The organism is Paenibacillus sp. FSL R7-0312 (assembly GCF_038004445.1).
GTDB lineage: Bacteria > Bacillota > Bacilli > Paenibacillales > Paenibacillaceae > Paenibacillus_AQ.
In genome coordinates this window covers 7251951-7271120 of the sequence record NZ_JBBORE010000001.1, presented here as the reverse complement: position 1 = coordinate 7271120, position 19170 = coordinate 7251951, and the positions used below count along the sequence as shown (strand labels likewise).

The window sequence follows — 19170 nt, the reverse complement described above, 5'->3', positions numbered from 1 at the left end:
CAGATTTATACAGGAGGGTTAAAGATGTTGAATTGGAAGCGTTCTCTTTCGATGTTGGCCATGACAGCTATATTAGGTACACTAGCTGCCTGCGGCGGCGGAGGGAATGGAGCAAACAATGCAGGAGCTGCTACTGAGGCACCTGCCAGCACAAATGCAACTGAGGCTGCAACTACTGCTCCAAGCAGTGAACCTGTCAAGCTTCGTATTATGTGGTGGGGCTCCCAGCCGCGTCACGAAGCTACCTTGGCGGCGCTGGATTTGTATACGAAGAACAATCCGAATGTAACGTTTGAGCCGGAGTATTCAGGTATGGACGGTTATCTGGACAAATTATCCACCCAAGCTGCGGCCAACAATGCTCCTGATGTTGTTCAGCTTGACCCGGGCTGGATGCCGGACTGGATGGCACGCAGTCAATTGGCAGATTTGGCTCCTGAGGTGGATGTAAGCAAATTCGACGTGAAGCTGCTGGCCGGAGGCCAACTGGACGGGAAGCAATATGCCGTTCCACTGGGCTCGGTAGCCTTCGGTATGGTATATGACAAAGCTGCCATGGATAAGCTGGGCATTGCCAATCCGGCGAACGGCTGGACCTGGGATGAATTCTTCGCTTTAGCTAAGGAATCCAAAGCCAAGCTGCCGGACGGTCAATATTTCACCCTGGACTATGCGGGTAACTACTTTATGTATTCCGCTTACCAATACGCAAGAGGTAAAGGGCAGGTTATCACGGATGACGGTCATTTCAACGTGGATGAAGCCACGTACCTGGAATGGACCAAGAAATTTGAAGAGCTGCGTAAAGAAGGCCTGGTTCCTCCAGCGGACGTGAATGCATCCGATAAGGAAAACGATCCGCAAATGGACCTGCTGGCAGCGGGAAAAGTCTTGTTCCGTTACAGCTTCTCCAACAATCTGGGTACTTGGGACAGTATTAAACCAGGGGCGTACGCACTTGTAACTATGCCGCGTGCAGAAGAAGCCGGAGGATGGCTGAAGCCGTCGATGTACATGGCTGTTTCCAAGAATTCCAAGCATGCAGAAGAAGCCAAGAAATTCATCAATTGGTTTGTGAATGATCCGGAAGCCGCCCAAATCACCAAAACCTTCCGTGGTCTCCCGGCCAACAAGGACAATGCCGCTCTGCTGGAAGCGAACATGAGCGATCTGGATAAGGTAGGCTTAGGTCTTCTTCGTGCTACGGAGCCGGATGGCCAGACCTGGTCGGCCGGAGCCGGAGGCTGGACGAACTTCGTGGACAAAGACTGGGTGCTGGTCCGTGATCAGCTCAGCTTCGGGAAATCCACGCCGGAAGAAGCATATAAGCAGCTTAAGGAAGCAGCGCAATCCTACGAGAAATAGAAGGATAATTTATAGCGTAAAGCATATACATTCTTATTTTTGAACGTAAGCCTGGGACAGCAATGTCCCGGGCTTTTTTATTGAAATGAGAAAATAGACTTTGCTCCATAAATTAATCGTTATATTTTAAAAGAATTCGAGCATTCCCCTCCTTTAGCAGAGCGTGGACCAATTATATACTTAAGCTATAAAAATTGACCACAAGAGGTGACCACAGATGAACCGTTCCACAACGACTATAGCCGAAGCCGCTCCATCGCCGAAAAAAAGCTCATACTTTCGAAGCCGATGGAACGCTCCGCTTGCAGGCTATTTGTTTATTTCACCCTGGCTGATCGGGTTTCTGGCGCTGACAGCGTATCCGTTATTCCTATCGCTGTACTATTCGTTTACCGACTACACGTTGATGCAGCCCATGCAATGGATCGGGTCCCGCAATTACGAGCGGATCTTTACTGCAGACCCGAAATTTATACAATCTGCCAAAGTTACCGTCATGTATGTGCTTGCTTCGGTGCCCTTGAAGCTTGCGGCAGCTCTTTTCGTGGCAATGATCCTCAGCAAGGCCGTTAAAGGGATCAGTGCTTACCGTACGGCGATCTATTTCCCCTCACTTATCGGAGGCAGTATCGGGGTCTCGCTGCTCTGGCGGAACATCTTCGGGGTAGACGGGATCTTCAATAAATTGATTGCGGTCTTTGGCATCGAGGGGAAAAGCTGGATTACCAATCCCGATACAGCGCTGGGCACATTAATCCTGCTGACGGTCTGGCAATTCGGTTCCACCATGGTAATCTTCCTGGCTGGACTCAAGCAGATTCCGAACGACTTGTACGAGGCATCTTCGGTCGACGGGGCTAACAAGGTAGTTCAATTCTTCCGCATCACCCTGCCCATGCTGTCGCCGATCCTCTACTTCAACCTTATCATGGCCGTTATTGGTGCCTTCCAGATGTTCACCTCCGCCTTTGTGATTACAAACGGAGGACCGATGAACGCTACATATGTGTATGCCATGTATTTGTATGAAAGGGCATTCAGCCGCTATGAGCTGGGTTACGCTTCGGCACTGGCGTGGATTATGCTGGTCGCAATCGTGGCTGCAACGCTTGTGATCTCCTACACCTCGAAGTATTGGGTATTCTATGAAACAGACACTGGAGGGAAAAAACGCAAATGACAACTCTGAATTGGAAGCCTGCACTCCGACATCTGTTCATGATTCTCTTCAGCTTCGTCATGGTCTATCCGATTGTCTGGTGGATCGGGGCTTCGCTGAAGGATAGCACTGAGCTGAGTTCACCGGGTATCTTCCCGGCGGTCCCGCAATGGGAGAACTTCACCAAAGGCTGGAATTCGGTTCCCGGACATACCTTTACGGATTTTTATCTCAATACCTTCGGTCTTGAAATTGCTGTACTTATCGCAACCTTGCTATCCTGCACTCTGGTTGCCTTTGGTTTCGCAAGACTGGATTTTCCGCTGAAGAATTTCTGGTTCTCCATTCTGATGCTGACCCTGATGATGCCGGGACAGGTGCTGATCATCCCGCAGTATGCCTTGTTCCATCAATTAGGCTGGGTCAATACGTATTTGCCGTTTATCGTTCCCCATCTGCTGGCGGGCGGGGCCGGCGGGAGCTTCTTCGTCTTCCTGCTGATTCAGTTTATCCGCGGTGTTCCAAAAGAGCTTGATGAATCGGCCAAAATTGACGGCTGCTCCTGGTTCGGGATCTTCTGGAGAGTGGTTATGCCTCTGGCCTTCCCGGCGATCGTTACGGTGACCATCTTCTGCTTCCTGTGGAACTGGGATGATTTCCTGGGTCATCTCCTCTACATCAACACGGTAGATAAGTATACAGTCGGCCTCGCGCTGCGCATGATCAACGATTCCCAATCTGCGGCGGAGTGGGGTCAACTGCTTGCTATGTCGCTTGTATCCATTCTTCCGGCTACGCTCGTCTTCATGTTCCTGCAGAAGTATTTCGTAGACGGGATTGCGACAACAGGGATAAAGGGATAAGATGTAAAAAAACATCCGTCACATAACGGTAAAGCGCCCGAGCCTCATTCGCAGCTTTACCGTTTCTTTCGTGTGAACCGGAAGTGAAGGAAGGTAAGGACTTGACCAATCCTTTTAAAAAATTCAGAATCGACCGCCTGTTTTTCCACAGCTTTGCTATTGTGCTCATTCTAGTAATCGCAGTTACAGCTTGGACAAGCTACAGCAATTCATCCAAAGCCCTCGTGCAGACGACCTCCCATTACCAGCAGCGGCTGCTGGACGAATTGAATAATGAAATTACAACGCGGCTGGATATGATTGAGCAGATTTCACTGTCTACCTCACGGGACAATGAGCTGACGACCTTTCTGCTGAACAGGCAGGATGATTTCGAGCGGTACCGCAAGCGTGTAAGCGTTGAGAGTGCGCTCGCCAATCTGACCTATGCCATTCCTTTAATTCAGGGTATTGATCTATATATGGATGAACCTATGCCGAGTGAGAGCCAAAGCTACATCCAGTTCCGGAATATTATTGATCTGGATAAGCAGGAATGGTCCAAGCGTCTGGTGAAAAGCGACTTCGCCTGGTCCGGGGAATATACCATTCCCAGCTTTCAAGGGGACGTCCCGGTGCTTAGCTTCGCCCGGAAAATCATGTATGAGAATGACTATCTGGGCGTGCTGGTCGTCCATATTAAAGCCAAGGAAATCCGGCAGCTGCTGACCGGCAATTCCTCCGGGTCAAACCGCATCATGGCTGACAGCGAAGGGAAGCAGATTCTGAGGATCGGGGAGACGCTCGAACAGAACGAGTGGTCTAAGTGGATCGATCTCAAGAGTAAGAAGTCGGGCTATGTGCATATTCCGGGCAAAGCAGGTTCCGGCAACACCCTGCTGGTCTATTCCAGAATGGATAACTCCATCTGGACGCTGATCGAATTCACGTCATGGAAGCAGATTACGGCAAGCAGTTTGAAGCTGGCAGAGTGGATCGGTCTGATCGGTATCGCAGCGATCCTGCTGGTGGTGCTGCTGACGCACTATCTGAGCAAGCAGTTTACCAAACCGATCAAGAAGCTTGTAAGCGCGATGCGCATGTATTCCGTCGGCGGCCACAAAGAGGAGCTGCCTACGGATTATGAGAATGAATTCGGTTATTTATTCTCCGGCTACCGCAAGCAGAACGAGCGGATTGAGGAGCTGTATCTCTCGCTGGAACGGCGTTATGAGCAGCAGCGGAAAGCTGAGATTGAAGCGCTGCAGGCCAATATCAATCCCCATTTCCTCTATAATATGCTGGATCAGCTAAACTGGATGGCAATCGATGCCGGGCAGGAAGAGCTCAGCCGGATTCTGGAGCTGATGGGACAGATGTTCCGGATCGGCTTATCCAACGGGGCGAGCTTCATTACAATCTCTGAAGAGCTGCTGCACATCCGGTGTTATCTCGAAATCCAGCAGCTCCGCTGGGGGGAAGGGCTGGAATACAAGATCGAGGTAGCCCCGGAGCTACAGGATGTGTATATCCCGAAGCTTACCCTGCAGCCGTTCGTGGAGAATTCAATCGTACACGGATTCAATAAGCAGAGCAGCGGCGTTGTTGCTGTCTATATAGGCAGAGCAGAGGAGGCGCTGCAGATTATTATTGATGATAACGGAGCAGGCCTGAAGCAGCATGAAGAGCGGCCGCGTAAACGCCATACCGGCGGCTATGGCATTCGCAATGTGCGGGAGAGAATTGCCGGATATTTCGGCAATGGCTATGGGGTTACGCTGAAGGAACGTGAAGCAGGCGGAACCAGAGTAGAAGTGATTCTGCCTTTGCTTACAGAGGCTCCGGGGCAGCGACTAAGCGAGAATCGAATGAGCTAAGTGGAAGGCAGAAGTGGGAGCGCTTCCCACGCCGGGCAGGGCAGATAACGTTGCGGCGGATAGGATAGCAAGGAAGCTTAAGGAGGCAGAGACGATGTGGAAAATCGCCATTATTGATGATGAGCGACAGGTCCTCCAGGGGATGAAGCGGGCGATCCCATGGGATGAACTGGATGCAGAATGGGCCGGGGAAGCACTTAACGGGGAGGATGGTCTGGAGATGATCCGTGCAACCTGTCCGGATATTGTGATTACCGATATCTATATGCCGGTGATGAGCGGCCTCGAGATGATGGAGCATCTCAGGAAGGAAGGCTTCAAGGGCAAAATTATTATTTTGAGCGGATATTCAGACTTTGAGCATGCCAGACAAGCACTCAGGCTTCAAGTAAGTGACTATGTCTCCAAGCCGATCAGTCTGCCGACGCTTAAGTTGATACTGGGCAGGATCACTGAGGAGCTGATCAAAGAGGAGGAGGAGCGGATCAGACAGGGAGAGCTTGAGCTGAAGATGATGCTGTACGAGCCCTTTGTCGAGAAAGAATGGGTTCGTTCCGCAGCTGTCGGCACTTTGGACCCTTCTTACCGGAACAATACCCACCTGCCGCCTTCTTATCAGTATTGGCTGGAACGCAAGCATGCCACCATCGGTATTGAACTGATCCGCGATGAGCGGGCCAGCTCCTTCTCTGTCTCCGACTGGAATCTGTTTCGCTTCGCCGTCAGCAATATTGCCTGTGAGGTTACGCGCAAGTTTTGCACGGACATGGAATATACAGAGCTGAACAGCTATAGGGCATTATTAATTATTCATCCCGAGGAAGAGTGCGCGCACCGGCTGGAGGAGCTTGGGACCCGGCTGATTGACAGTATCAGCTCATATCTGAAACTGGTAGTACGTATCGGAATCGGAGGACTGAAGGAAACGTGGATCAGGATTCCCGAATCCACGGAAGAGGCTTTCCGTGCGATGGATCAGGGAGCCTTGCGGATGAATCCGGCCTATGAAGTGTATCAGTACCGGGAGAGCAGCAGCGGCGGGCAGGAGAGGGGGGCACTGTTTCCGGTCAAGTTCTCCTATAAACTGGCCGCTGCGATGAAGGCATCGCAGGAAGCCGAAGCGCAGCAGCTTGTAAGCGAATATGTCACAGAGCTGCAGAAACAGCGAGGGGTCTCAGCCGGCTACGTGCAGATGCTTGGCAGTGAATTGTGGGGAATCATAACCTACTCGCTGTATGAATCGGGACTGGTACTGGATGATCTGTTCACCAATGACCAGATTGCCAAAGAGATCGGCAATCTGGCAATGCCCGACCAGCTGGCAGGCTGGTTGTCCGCCAAAATAACCGCGATCTGCGCCAGCCGGCAATGGAAAGGCAGCGGCAAACACAGGCAGGTTGTTGATTTCATGACCAGCTACATTCATGAGCACTATGCGGAAGAGCTTACGCTGGCCGATCTGTCAGATAAGGTATATATCTCACGGAATCATCTGTCCATTATATTCAAGAATATTACGGGTGAAACCTTCAACAATTACCTGACCCGGGTGCGGATTGAGAAAGCCAGAGAGCTATTAATGGAACGGAATATGCTGGTCTACGAAGTGGCAGAACGGGTGGGCTACAAAAACATTCCTTACTTCAGCACGCTGTTCAAGAAAATCACCGGCATGAACCCTACAGAGCTGATCAACTAAATCAAATGGATCTGTCAATCGCCATTCTGTCTTATCCAGGAGGCGAATTGGCCCAGGTTACCAGCTGCTGTTCTGATTGACGGGCATGAAGGAAGACGCTGGAGCTGGTCACCGCCATCTATGAAGCCTCGATTACCGGGCGGCCGGTAACTCTTCCATTAGCTAAGGACTGTATGCTGTATACGAGGGACGGTATTCTCGCCAATGCCCCGCGGTTCCCTCTCGGCAGCTGATAAGGGAGGTAAGAATATGACAGTGAAATTCAGCATTATCGGCGGAGCGGGCTTCCGCGCACAATATTTCCTCAGAATCGCCCGTTCCATGCCGGACCGCTTTCAGATTAGCGGGCTTGTGGTAAGGGATGCGGCCAAAGGCAGAGCCATGGAAGAAGCATGGGGGGTTCAGACTTACCGTTCTCTTGAAGAGCTGCTTACGAGCGAAACCCCGGATTTCGTGCTTGTCTCGGTCAGCGGCCGGGCATCCCTGGATTATCTGTACCTCTTGGCAGAGAGAGGCATCCCGGCGCTGACGGAGACGCCGCCTGCCGCAAGTCTGGAGGAGCTTGAGCAGCTGCACAAGGAACTGACTATGCACGGTGCGCGGATTCAGGTAGCCGAGCAGTATCCTTATCATCCGGTGCAAGAGGCGCGGCTGTCGCTGATCCGTTCGGGCAGACTCGGACGGATCACGGAAACAACGGTGTCCGTCTCGCATATGTATCATGGAGCAAGCCTGATCCGCAGGATGCTTGGGCTCGGTTTCGAGGAAGCTAACATTAGGGCTATGCGGTTCGGGTCCCGCTGGATTAACGGCCCTACCCGCAGCGGCCCTCCGGCTGAGGACAAGCTGATTCCTCTGAAAAGAGACCTTGCCTGGCTGGATTTCGGAGACCGGCTGGGAATATACGACTTCACCAAGGATCAGCACCGCTCCTGGACCCGTTCGAATCACCTCTCCGTGCGCGGAGAGCGGGGAGAAATCTTCGACAACCGTGTGCTGATTCAGCAGGATAACCTGGTTCCGCTTCAGCTGGAGCTGAGACGCATCAACAAGGGGGAACTGGAGAATGCCGAAGGCTATTATCTTCAAGGGATAATCTGCGGTGAACAATGGCTCTACAACAACCCGTTCACCCCTGCAAGGCTGTACGATGATGAGATCGCGATTGCGGCCTGTCTGGATAAAATGGCTGGCTATGCCGCCGGCGGCCCCGGATTCTATGGACTGGAGGAGGCCTCACAGGATGTGTACCTCGGACTGATGATTGAGCAGGCGATACAGACCGGTGAGACCGTCAGAACTGAGCGGCAGTGCTGGGCGGGTGAGAGGTAGCACGGGTTAACTTGATTCAACAATGTATGTATCAGCTAACCTATTCAATAAGAGATTTTCTTGCGCGGGTGTCGTAGCAATTCCCAGCATACAGGAATCTCTTTTTTTGCTTTTAACAAGGGTGAGGTGCCAGGTTCATTGCAAAGTGATTGAGACTATAGAGTAAATCTGCCGTTAATCCAAAATTTTATATTAAATTTATAATTTTAAAGGAATAATTATCCAGAATAAGATATAATATGATCTGTGTTATATTTCTCATTTAATAAGACGTGGAGGTTGAAATGATGAGGAGAACTGTCGATAAATACATCCGTCTATCTCTAATCGGAATCCTTGTTGCGGGTGCAGCCAGTCTGGGTGTAAGTACTACGAAGGCCTATGCAGCGGATAACTTCACCCTGGCAGCAGGGAATAACTCTGCCTTGGACGTGGCTCTGTTCGCTCAGCCGCCATGGCCGCCCAATGTAACTGCAGATGATATTGCAAACACCATTACAGGCGCGAACGAGAAGATGGAGTATTCCACCGATGGGGGCTTGAATTGGACTGCCTATGATCCAGTCAACCCGCCGGTCTTCTACGGTGCGGTAACGGTGCTGGTGCGGATAGCGGGAGACAGCGTGAATTACATTCCGGCCGGGTTCATCACAACGCTGACCTTTACGCCGGATTAATATCAGCTCCCCATCTAGTTCAACGCGAGACCCTTAAGTTCAATGCTTATCGGAACAGACTCCAGCGATACCGGAGCCATAAGGTGATAATGTTCTATCCGAAGGGATCAGCAGGCTTTATCGAGGCTGCTGATCTCTTTTTTTGCGGAGTAAGCAAGGATTTAGCCTTAGAAATTACTGCCTCAAGTACCATATCCCTAATCAGCAGCGGTTGCTATAATGTGGAAGAAGAGGATAAAGTGAACTACACACCACCTAAGAGGTGGGTGCTTCTTGGTCAATAGAGCTACTGCTCCAAGTTTACCCAAGCTTATAGGCTAGTTCCTAACCCGCTAATGGCCATTTACATGGCTAGTTGTAGAAGATTCAGTGCCGCATTCCGGTCTCTGTCATGCTCTGTATGACAGGCAGGACAGGACCACTCCCGTACGGCTAGGTTCTTTACTTCTGCATTTTTGTAGCCACAGCAGGAACACAATTGACTGCTTGCAAAGTGTTTGGGGGCAATGATTAATTCTCTGCCGTACCATTTCGCTTTGTAGGTCAGCATGTCTCTGAACAGGCTCCAAGACACTTCGGATATGGCTTTGGCTAACTTATGATTCTGCATCATGTTCTTTACACGCAAGTCCTCCATCACGATCACTTGGTTTTCGTTTATCATTTGGGTGGACGTTTTGTGCAAAAAGTCTTTCCGTTGATTCGCTATTTTTTCATGCAGTCTGGCGACCTTCAGCCTTGCTTTATACCGGTTACGGCTCCCTTTCTTCTTTCGTGACAAGTCCTTTTGCAGCTTGGCTAATCGTTGTTCAGACTTCCGCAAGTACTTCGGATTCGGTATGATTTCGCCATGTGAAGGAATCGCAAAGTCTTTCAACCCCAGATCCACACCGATCTTCGTCTCGAGTGGGGGCAATGGGATGATATCCGTTTCCACCAATACGGAAGCGTAATATTTTCCCGTGGGTGTTTTGGAAATGGTGCATGATTGAATACGTCCCTCGAATGGACGGTGCAGCTTGATTTTGATTTTCGTTTTTAGTTTAGGAATTTTGATCCTTCCATCTGTAATGGAAATGGTTCCCTTCTGGTTATTGGTTGTGAAGCTATGGCTATTCCTCTTCTTGCTCTTGAATTTTGGAAATCCCGCGTTCGGTTCACGGAAGAAATTCTGATATGCCTTGTCCAAGTGAAGCTGGGCATTGGCTAAGGCTAGACTATCCACTTCTTTCAGCCAGCCAAAATCCTTTTTGTAGGGCGCAGGTGTCGTTTGGAGCATCGTTTCCGTTTGCTTGTAATGTTCAATCTTATCTGCAAGCATTCGATTGTAGATGAAGTGAACTGCGCCGAATACTTTAGTGAAGTACTGCTCTTGCTTATAGGTGGGATGGATTCGATACTTATAAGCCTTTAACACCTGTCCACCTCATTTCTGACCTTGAGATTCGATGTACTTCCGGATGACTTCAATCGGCGCACCGCCAGTCGTCAGTAGACAATAACTTCTGGACCAGAAATATTCCTTCCACAGCTGTTGACGAATTACAGGAAATTCTTTCTTAATTAGACGGGAGGATGCACTCTTATAAGCGTTCAGAAATTTAGAAATATCGCTATTGGGGTGAGCTTTCATTAGAATGTGAACATGATCCTTGTCATGCTTCCATTCCTGCAGGGTGATATTGTAATTAGGCTGAATAGACTCAAATATCTCTTGTAACCGATTCGAAATGTCATCGTCTATTACTTTTCTGCGGTACTTCACGACTAGAACAAGATGATAATGAAGAGAGAATACTGAATGATTATTTGTGTCTAATTCCACGGATATCACAACCCATTTCATAATACTACTGAATAGTTTTATTGTAATATTTTAGGTTGTATTTGTCTATGAGAAAGACCGCTGACATTCATCCCGCCACTTAGAGAAGTGGGGGAATTCTGACAGCTAACTGTTAAAATATATTCACGAAAGGATAGATAAGATTGAGGACAATCAAACTGGTGGTTGCCGGACTGATTGCGGGTACGATTGCGGGTGCCGTCACACCGGATTATCCGGTTAGAGCGGATTCAGTGAGCTATGAGGAAACAGCGGATGACAATGACACGGGAGTCACCTCTCCTATTTTCCCGGATATTCAAGGTCATTGGTCGGAGCGGTGGGTACGCTGGGCGCTGGGGAATCAGTATATAACCGGTTATTCAGACTTGACTTTCCGGCCGGACCAGCCGATTACGGAAGCTGAATTTCTGAAGGTGTACTATCTCTCCTTCGGCTATCCGAAGGCAACGATCTTTGGGGAAGAGTGGACCGCTGGACCTTATCGGATGGCCAAAAATTGGAAGCACCCCATCCCGGGTCTCCAGGACCCACAGGCACAAGCTGCGCCTATAACCAGACAGACGGCAGCGCAGTTTATAGCTTCTGCTCTGGGCAAGAACTATAATGATAGGGATTCCATCATTTTTCTGCTTGGAAATCAGCTGCTTCCGCTTCCGAAAGAGCCTACTGTGGAGGGATTCAAGGGGAATGCGACTTTAACCCGGGCAGAGGCGTTGGAGTGGATCAGGATGTTAAAGCTGAAGGGAAATATATTGAAACCCCGGCCGCAGGAGCTGTCAGACCCAGGGTTACTGCCTCCATTACCGGACAAGGGTACGGGATTAAAGGATTTCACAGCGGTACCTGTTACTGAAGGGGATTTCGGGATAGGTGATCCGGACGGGAAACTCATTATGGAATGGAACAGCCCGAGGTCTCTGGTTGAACAATACTATGGAGCCTCCACCGGACAAGATGTGTTTAACAATGAGATGTATAAGGATGTATCCGTCCACTATGATTCATCAGGCAAGATGGATTCATGGTCGGTAAAAGCAGATGAAGACGCAGGGGAACCTGCTTTGACCGCTACCCTGCAGCATATCCGCCCCGGAGTAAGTACGCTGGAGGATGTGCTGATGGCGTATGGTACATATGCAGAAGTAAGCAGCACATATGGAGTTATTCTAAGCTACACCTTTGAGAATATGGACGGGGTGTTGATCCCGCGCCTGTTTCCTGGCGATAAGGTCAATACCGATAGAGGATATGTCATGGCGTTTGGCTTCGATGAGGAGACGCTAAAAGTAACACATATGAAATTATCTACGCTCCAGCGGGCCATCAACCCTGACGATAACTGATCGGCGATTCCGGCTGTTACCGGAGGCCGACGAGTTCATTGACGCCGGGAAGCAGCAAGAACTATAATCTATAAAACGGATGAAGCACATCCCGTACCCATGGCTTTTTGGGTGCGGGATTTTTTGTGTGCATTACTCCGCCAGAAACTATAGGTTCTGGAGTCTACGCAAGGCAACCGGGCAATCAAAGAAGACAAAAAGGCTCCTCTTTGCGGGGGGGCGGGGGATTTTGCAGAGGAGGAATAGAGGAATGGGGTTCGCTGAAGAGCATCACCAATGGCTGGAGTATCACAAGAAACGGAGAACCGGGGAACGTCTGGACCGGCTGGAACGGGGACACCGGCATGGTGAGCAAATGTTTGTGGAGCGGGTGTGGTGGCCGATTTTCGGGAATATGGACGATCTTCACCCGGAGTATGAGGTTGCGGATTGGCGGGGAAGGCCTTATTTTGTTGACTTTGTATGGAAGCCGGGTCAGGTTAAGGTGGCTATTGAGGTGAAAGGGTACGGGCCGCATGTTCAGAATACAGACCGGACCCGCTACCGCCAGGAGCTAAACCGGGAAACGTATCTGCAAATTGCCGGGTACCGTGTGGTTGCGATCCCTTACGATGATTTGGAGTCTGCTCCGGAGCTGACAATCTCTCTTCTGAAAGCCTTACTTACTCCATGTTTGTTGAAAAATACGGATGAGGGTGGGCGTCAATATACGAGGATGGAGTTGGATATTCTGCGGATCGCCAGCCGTAAGAACGGGTTCCTCCGGCCCGTGGAGGTGGTGAAGCAGCTTGGGATAAATCGGCGTACAGCGAGAAAATATATAAATGCTTTATGCGAAAAAGGTAAATTCAAACCTGTGTTAGAGCAGGGAAGTAATCGAGTTTGCCGGTATGAGCTTATTCATTCTTTTATGGATTTAGAGGTATGGTAGAAGATCAGTATGAGTACCTGAATCCGCCGAAATCAGGCGGCAAGCGGGAACGAGGGGCAGAAGTGCCCCTGAATCCGCCGAAATCAGGCGGCAAGCGGAAATGAGGGGCAGAAGCTCCACAGCCCCCTAAAGAAGTTGGAGTCCTCCCCCACAAAAATGTAGACTGAATACAAGAGGAGGAGGAGCACAATGGGACACCTAACAGGAACAAGAGAGAAGGCAGCGCAAGAGGTGTTGTCTGGCATAAAGGCAGCGGTGGTTGCCCGGAAATATGGGGTGACCCCAGCGACGGTGAATCAGTGGGTGAGAGACTACCGAGGGGCCCATGGGGAACAAGATCATCCGTATCCCCAGGAGCAGGTGGAGGAACTGAAGCGCCTGCTGGAAGTGGAGCAGAAATACGAGAAGGCCGTCAAGATGCTCGGCGAAAAGGAGTTAGAGATTGAGATTCTCCGTGAACTGCTAAAAAAGCCAACCCCTGCTTATCCGAAAAAATCGAGGTAGCCGACATGTTCATTAAGCAGGGGAATACAGCGGCCTTAGTGCTGCGTCTCATAGGGCTAGCGGAGTCCACGTACTACGACCGTAAGAAACGCAGGTCACTGTCCCCAACAGCCGTTCAAGGGGGGCGTGGAAGGCCCCAGCCAGGCTACTCCTTGACCGAGTCTGGCGAGAAGATTAGCGACGAGGAAATCCAGGAATGGCTGCTGGAATTAATCGCTGGAGAAGAGCACGTGTACGGGTACAAACTGCTGGCCAAGTGCTTGTGGAATCAGCACCGGTTGAAGCTCAATCACAAGAAAAGCTACCGGCTGTGTCAGGCGCTGGATATCCTGCAGCCCCAGCGTCAGAAGCGCTTTAAGCATCCCCGGAAGCTGCCGGAGAACCGGTTCATTACCGGAGCGGGCCAACTCTGGCAGATGGACATTAAGTATGGTTACGTGGTGGGCCGTGACAGGCACTTCTTTGTCCTGAGCATTATCGATGTGTTTACCCGTGTCATCGTCGGCTACCACCGGGGATCGTCGTGTGAGGCGAAGCATGCCTGCCAGACGCTGGGACGCGCCATGGAGCAACACTGCGCCCCTGACAGCGCACGTCCGGTGATTCGCACCGACAACGGACCACAGTTCGTCAGCCACCTGTTTGGCGACATGTGTGAAAGCTGGAAAATGACCCATGAACGCATTCCGCCTCGAACGCCGGATTTAAATGCTTTTATTGAATCGTTCCACAGTAATATCGATCGGGATTTGTTCCGCAAAGAGGCATTCGACACGTTCGAAGAGGCCTATGAAGCGGTGGACCGGTACATGGACTTTTACAACAATCGCAGAATGCATACGAGCCTTCGTAACATGCCGCCAGCTACCTTTGCGGAGTGGGTCCTGACTCTAGAAGACCGCTCCAGCTTCTTCTGGCCGAGAGAAAAAGCGAAATAAAGAGCATGTCTACGACAAGTACTGATTTTATACGCAGGACTCCGGGATAAGGGGGTCACACCGGCAGAAGTGCCCCTGAATCCGCCGGAAACTGGCGGCAAGCGGGAATGAGGGGCAGAAGTGCCCCTGAATCCGCCGAAATCAGGCGTCAGGTGGAAATGAGGGGCAGAAGTGCCCTTGAATCCGCCGAAATCAGGCGTCAGGTGGAAATGAGGGGCAGAAGTGCCCTTGAATCCGCCGAAATCAGGCGATCAGCGGCACGAGGATCTAAGAGTCCTCCGCCCCGGCTCCCGCTCCGCCCCGGCTCCCGCTCCGCCCCGCTCACGCCCCCGCAACCGGCAGCTTGATCGTAAACGCCGAGCCTTGCCCCGGCTCGCTGCGCACCTCAATGGTTCCCTTGCTTAAGCTGATGATGCGCGCGGTCAGCGGCAGGCCGAGGCCGTTGCCTCCGGCCGCGCGGGCGGGGTCGCCCTGATAGAATTTCTCGAAGATATGCTTACGCACCTTCGGAGTCATGCCGATCCCGGTGTCGGAGATGATCACGGAGATCCAGGAGCTGTCCGCCTGGATGGAGACCGAGATTTCCCCGCCTTCCGGCGTGAATTTGATTGCATTGCCAAGTACATTGAGCCACACCTGCATCATCAGCTCTTCATTTCCATAATAGCGCTGCTCCTCCAGGTCGAGATTAAGATTAAGCTGTTTGGCAGACCAGAGGGACTCCAGCAGCAACAACGCCTGGCGGAGCTGCTCATCCAGAGGGTATTCAGCCAGCTCGGTAAGCATTTCCTGATTTTCGAGCTTGGATATTTTGAGAATGTTGCCGGACAGATTGGACAGCTGCCGTGAACTCTCAATAATCATCCCGGTGTATTCGTCATGCTCCTCTTTGCTCAGGTTCTCTTCCTGCAGGAGCATGGCGTAGCCTTCGATAGCCGCAATAGGGGTCTTGAATTCATGAGACACATTGACTACGAAATCATTGCGCAGGGTCTCAATGCTGCGCAGCTCCTGTACCATGAGATTGAAGTGATGTGCCACCTCACTGATCTCATTGACGCGGTGCGACTCATTCAAATAGATATCGAAGTTGCCGCCGGCGATCTCCTTGGCCGCTTTGCTGAAGTCCGTAATCGGGGACAATATTTTGCGGCCTACCATAATGCTGATAGTGGTCCCGATGACCAGACTGAATAACATCATAGTCAGAATAGGCGGGAAGGGGTTTCCGTGCTCCCAGGTGTTATTTTCTACCCGGAAATACAGGAAGGCCAGCACAGCCATAATGAAGACAAACGACAGAATGATGATGAATACCATGGATACAAAATACCACCACAGGCCACTGTTTTTGCCGCTCCTCATCCCCGTTTCACCGCCTTATAGCCAAGCCCCCGGACGGTGACGATTTCAAAATCAGCGCTATCCCTGAAACGCTCACGCAGGCGGTTAATATGAACCACCACCGTGTGCTCATCCGATTCGGAGTCCATCCCCCATATTTCATCCATCAGCTGCTGCTTGGTGAAGATTTTATTCGGATAAGAGATCATTTTATAGAGGAGATAGAATTCCTTCTGTGGAAGCAGGATACTCTCAGGCCCCTGAATTACAGTTAACGTATCGTAGTCCAGCACGGTTTCTCCCCATTCAATTTTGCGCTCGCTGATGATTTTGGCCCGGCGCAGCAGCGCCCCGACACGCAGGATCATCTCATTCACATTGATCGGCTTGACCATATAATCATCGATCCCGACGAGGAAGCCCTGCTGCTTATCGGCAAAATTCTCCCGCGCCGTCACCATAAGAATGGGAAGCTGCTGATCATTGTCCCTAAGCGTCCGTGTCAGCTCGAAGCCATCCATCCGGGGCATCATTATATCGCAGATAATCAGATCAATATATTCCTTATCCAGCACGTCCAGCGCATCCTCGCCATTCACGGCCGGCAAAGCCTGGTATCCATTTCTGGTGAGTACGGTACAGAAGAGCTGGCGTAACTTGGCATCATCCTCAACCACAAGAATATTAAACATAAGGTCTCCTCCTGGAACGGTTCCATGTTATTCAACGTATAGCTTGTTTATATATGGTTTTGGGCCCCCCCGAAGCCAAAGTACTTGTTCTAGTATACCTCATCAAGATCAAGTCAAGCTCAACTGGGAGTTTAGGTTTAGTTTATATTGGGCGGCTATACTGGGGTACAGTAAGACTAGAAGATTTCAGAGAGACTAATGATTACAGGGATGGAAAGGGAGATCGGACAATGCTGCAATTAAAAAACATCACCAAGAGCTACAAGACCGGCGAATTTACACAGGTTGCACTGGATAAAGTAAATCTCAATTTCAGGGAAAGTGAATTCGTCGCGATTCTGGGCCAAAGCGGCTCGGGTAAGACCACGCTGCTGAATATCGTCGGCGGGCTGGATCAGTATGACAGCGGAGAACTGATCATCAACGGCCAATCGACAGAGCGCTTCAAAGACAGCGAGTGGGATGCGTACCGCAATAATAGTGTCGGCTTTATTTTTCAAAGCTATAATCTGATCTCACATCTGAGCATTACAGACAACGTGGAGATGGGGATGACGCTCAGCGGGATAGCTTCAGCTGAGAAGCACCGCAAGGCGCTTGAAGTACTGGAGAAGGTTGGACTTAAGGATCATGTGCACAAAAAGCCGAATCAGCTGTCGGGCGGACAGATGCAGCGTGTAGCGATTGCCCGTGCGCTGGCGAACAATCCGGACATTATCCTTGCGGATGAGCCTACAGGTGCCTTGGATTCAGAGACCAGTGAGCAGATCATGGAGCTGATCAAGACCATTGCGGAGGATAAGCTGGTGATCATGGTTACCCATAATCCGGAACTGGCAGAGAGCTATGCAGACCGCGTCATCCGCTTCTCGGACGGTCATGCGATCTCCGACAGCAATCCGCTGGCCACGCAGAAGACCTCAAGTGCGTATAAGCTGAAGCAAACGAGTATGAGCTTTTTCACAGCACTGAAATTATCCGGTAAAAATATCGCCACCAAGAAATGGCGTACGGGGTTGACCGCTTTTGCCTCAAGTATCGGAATTATTGGCATCGCGCTGATCCTGTCCTTGTCCAACGGCTTTGATAAACAGATCAGCTCATATGAAACCGGCGCACTCTCCAACTTCCCGGTCTCGATCAACCAGACGGCGATAAATTTGCAGAATGCTGGCCCTCCGGGTCAAGAGTCAACGGAACTTACCTCTTATCCTGTTGATAAAAAGCTCTATCCGTATGACCCGACCGTGAATTCAGCCATGCATACGAATGTGCTGACCAAGGAGTATATGGAGTATCTGGATGGAATTGATCCGAAGCTGATTGACGGCGTTTCTTATACCCGCACCGTGAATATGAACTGGCTGGTTATGGATGGGGACAAGGCAACCACTCTGGATAAAAGCAATATTACTGTAGCCCCGTATCCAAGCAAACAGGGCAGCGCTTCGGGAAGCTATCTGGAGCAATATTACGATCTGCTGGAAGGATCATTCCCTACAGAGAAGACGGATCTTGTGCTCATCGTGGATCAATACAACCGTCTGACCGATGCTGCAGTGGATGCTCTGGGGCTGGATTATAAAGCGGAGAGCATCAATCTGAGCGATCTTGTAGGAACTCAATTGAAGCTGATAATGAACAATGATTATTATAAGAAAAATGGCGAGCAGTTTGTTGTCAATGGGACAGCTGCTGATCTGACCGGTCTCTACAATAGTCCTAATGCCGTGACGCTGAACATTGTTGGTGTTCTGCGCGGGCAGGAAGGTTCCAGCATTTCTACGCTGTCTCCCGGCATTGTCTATTCCGATGAGCTGGCCGCTACGTTCATTGCCGATGCACAGAAATCTGAGATTGTACTTGCACAGGAAGCCGCAGATACCAATGTATTGACAGGGCAGGCCTTGTCAGAAGGGGTAGCCGGCATGGCTTCGAGTGGTGCAATGGGCGGTTCTCCCCTCATGAACGCTGGTATGGCAGCAGCAGGCAGTATGGCTTCCTTGACTAAAGACGATGCACTTGCCGCTCTGGGGGCAACTGAAATTCCAAGCGCAGTCTCGCTGTACCCGATTGATTTCAGTGCCAAAGAATCCGTTACAGCCTATCTGGACAAATGGAATGAAGGGAAGGCAACGGAGGATCAGGTGCAGTATACCGATCTGGCGGCTATTGTCACCAACATTTCCGGCGGGATTATGGACGGAATCACGATGGTACTGATTGCTTTTGCAGCGATTTCCCTCGTGGTCTCACTGATTATGATCGCGATCATCACTTACATTTCTGTTATGGAACGGACGAAGGAGATCGGCGTACTGCGTGCGCTGGGTGCCCGCAAGAAGGATATTACACGGGTCTTCAATGCCGAGACCTTCATTATCGGGGCTTGCTCGGGGATTCTGGGGATCGGCATTACCTACCTGCTGACCATTCCGGTTAACGCGATTCTGTATAACCTGACGGAGCTGAAGAATGTGGCTCAGCTTAACCCGCTGCATGCGCTCATTCTAGGCGTGATCAGCGTCCTGCTGACCATGCTCGGCGGTGCGATTCCGGCCAAGATGGCAGCGAAGAAGGACCCGGTTGCTGCACTGCGCAGTGAATAATAGACCGTA

At 50.7% G+C, this 19170-nt stretch carries 16 protein-coding genes; 12 read left to right on the top strand and 4 right to left on the bottom strand.

What is annotated here, in order from left to right; all coding sequences use genetic code 11:
• The first annotated feature begins 24 nt into the window (after positions 1 to 24).
• From MKX70_RS31385 to MKX70_RS31355, 7 genes are all read left to right on the top strand, one after another.
• A complete protein-coding gene (locus MKX70_RS31385; RefSeq protein ID WP_042233711.1) occupies positions 25 to 1365 on the top strand; it encodes an ABC transporter substrate-binding protein in 1341 nt (446 codons plus the stop codon).
• A gap of 217 nt (positions 1366 to 1582) precedes the next feature.
• The gene (locus MKX70_RS31380; protein ID WP_042233713.1) at positions 1583 to 2545 is read left to right on the top strand and encodes a carbohydrate ABC transporter permease; all 963 of its coding nucleotides are present in this window, start codon (positions 1583 to 1585) and stop codon (positions 2543 to 2545) included.
• A complete protein-coding gene (locus MKX70_RS31375; RefSeq protein WP_042233714.1) occupies positions 2542 to 3387 on the top strand; it encodes a carbohydrate ABC transporter permease in 846 nt (281 codons plus the stop codon). The genes MKX70_RS31380 and MKX70_RS31375 overlap by 4 nt, the downstream gene beginning before the upstream one ends.
• Before the next feature lie 101 nt (positions 3388 to 3488).
• On the top strand, positions 3489 to 5243 hold the full coding sequence (locus MKX70_RS31370; protein WP_042233716.1) for a sensor histidine kinase: 1755 nt from the start codon (positions 3489 to 3491) through the stop codon (positions 5241 to 5243).
• A gap of 94 nt (positions 5244 to 5337) precedes the next feature.
• Positions 5338 to 6942 (top strand): response regulator, encoded by a 1605-nt coding sequence (locus MKX70_RS31365; RefSeq protein ID WP_340789452.1) that lies wholly within the window; start codon positions 5338 to 5340, stop codon positions 6940 to 6942.
• 249 nt (positions 6943 to 7191) lie between these two features.
• On the top strand, positions 7192 to 8274 hold the full coding sequence (locus MKX70_RS31360) for a Gfo/Idh/MocA family protein (RefSeq protein ID WP_042233719.1): 1083 nt from the start codon (positions 7192 to 7194) through the stop codon (positions 8272 to 8274).
• Between the two features lie 284 nt (positions 8275 to 8558).
• Complete coding sequence (locus tag MKX70_RS31355) at positions 8559 to 8951, top strand: DUF4073 domain-containing protein (RefSeq protein WP_081956419.1); 393 nt, start codon at positions 8559 to 8561, stop codon at positions 8949 to 8951.
• 343 nt (positions 8952 to 9294) lie between these two features.
• Here MKX70_RS31355 and tnpB read toward each other — a convergent pair whose 3' ends face one another.
• Positions 9295 to 10368 carry an IS200/IS605 family element RNA-guided endonuclease TnpB gene (gene tnpB / locus MKX70_RS31350; RefSeq protein WP_340841508.1) on the bottom strand — a complete coding sequence of 358 codons (1074 nt, stop codon included), beginning with the start codon at positions 10366 to 10368 and terminating at the stop codon, positions 9295 to 9297.
• A gap of 9 nt (positions 10369 to 10377) precedes the next feature.
• Positions 10378 to 10776, bottom strand: a complete 399-nt coding sequence (gene tnpA, locus MKX70_RS31345) for an IS200/IS605 family transposase (protein ID WP_156123092.1) — start codon at positions 10774 to 10776, stop codon at positions 10378 to 10380.
• Positions 10777 to 10940: 164 nt separating this feature from the next.
• Between tnpA and MKX70_RS31340 the strand changes: the two genes are divergently transcribed.
• The 4 genes from MKX70_RS31340 to MKX70_RS31325 all read left to right on the top strand — a co-directional run bounded on the left by MKX70_RS31340 (position 10941) and on the right by MKX70_RS31325 (position 14516).
• Complete coding sequence (locus MKX70_RS31340; protein ID WP_340841507.1) at positions 10941 to 12143, top strand: S-layer homology domain-containing protein; 1203 nt, start codon at positions 10941 to 10943, stop codon at positions 12141 to 12143.
• A gap of 250 nt (positions 12144 to 12393) precedes the next feature.
• A complete protein-coding gene (locus MKX70_RS31335) occupies positions 12394 to 13074 on the top strand; it encodes a hypothetical protein (protein ID WP_042233727.1) in 681 nt (226 codons plus the stop codon).
• Between the two features lie 189 nt (positions 13075 to 13263).
• Positions 13264 to 13578 carry a helix-turn-helix domain-containing protein gene (locus MKX70_RS31330; RefSeq protein WP_052416735.1) on the top strand — a complete coding sequence of 105 codons (315 nt, stop codon included), beginning with the start codon at positions 13264 to 13266 and terminating at the stop codon, positions 13576 to 13578.
• Between the two features lie 5 nt (positions 13579 to 13583).
• Entirely contained in the window at positions 13584 to 14516 is a 933-nt protein-coding gene (locus MKX70_RS31325) for an IS3 family transposase (protein WP_340841506.1), read from the top strand.
• Positions 14517 to 14837: 321 nt separating this feature from the next.
• On the opposite strand, the gene MKX70_RS31320 is transcribed toward MKX70_RS31325, so the two are convergent.
• Complete coding sequence (locus MKX70_RS31320) at positions 14838 to 15881, bottom strand: HAMP domain-containing sensor histidine kinase (protein WP_042233731.1); 1044 nt, start codon at positions 15879 to 15881, stop codon at positions 14838 to 14840.
• Positions 15878 to 16552, bottom strand: a complete 675-nt coding sequence (locus MKX70_RS31315) for a response regulator transcription factor (protein WP_042233733.1) — start codon at positions 16550 to 16552, stop codon at positions 15878 to 15880. The genes MKX70_RS31320 and MKX70_RS31315 overlap by 4 nt, the downstream gene beginning before the upstream one ends.
• Positions 16553 to 16782: 230 nt before the next feature.
• On the opposite strand from MKX70_RS31315, the gene MKX70_RS31310 reads away from it, so the two are divergent.
• Entirely contained in the window at positions 16783 to 19161 is a 2379-nt protein-coding gene (locus MKX70_RS31310; RefSeq protein WP_042233735.1) for an ABC transporter ATP-binding protein/permease, read from the top strand.
• The last annotated feature ends 9 nt before the right edge of the window (positions 19162 to 19170 follow it).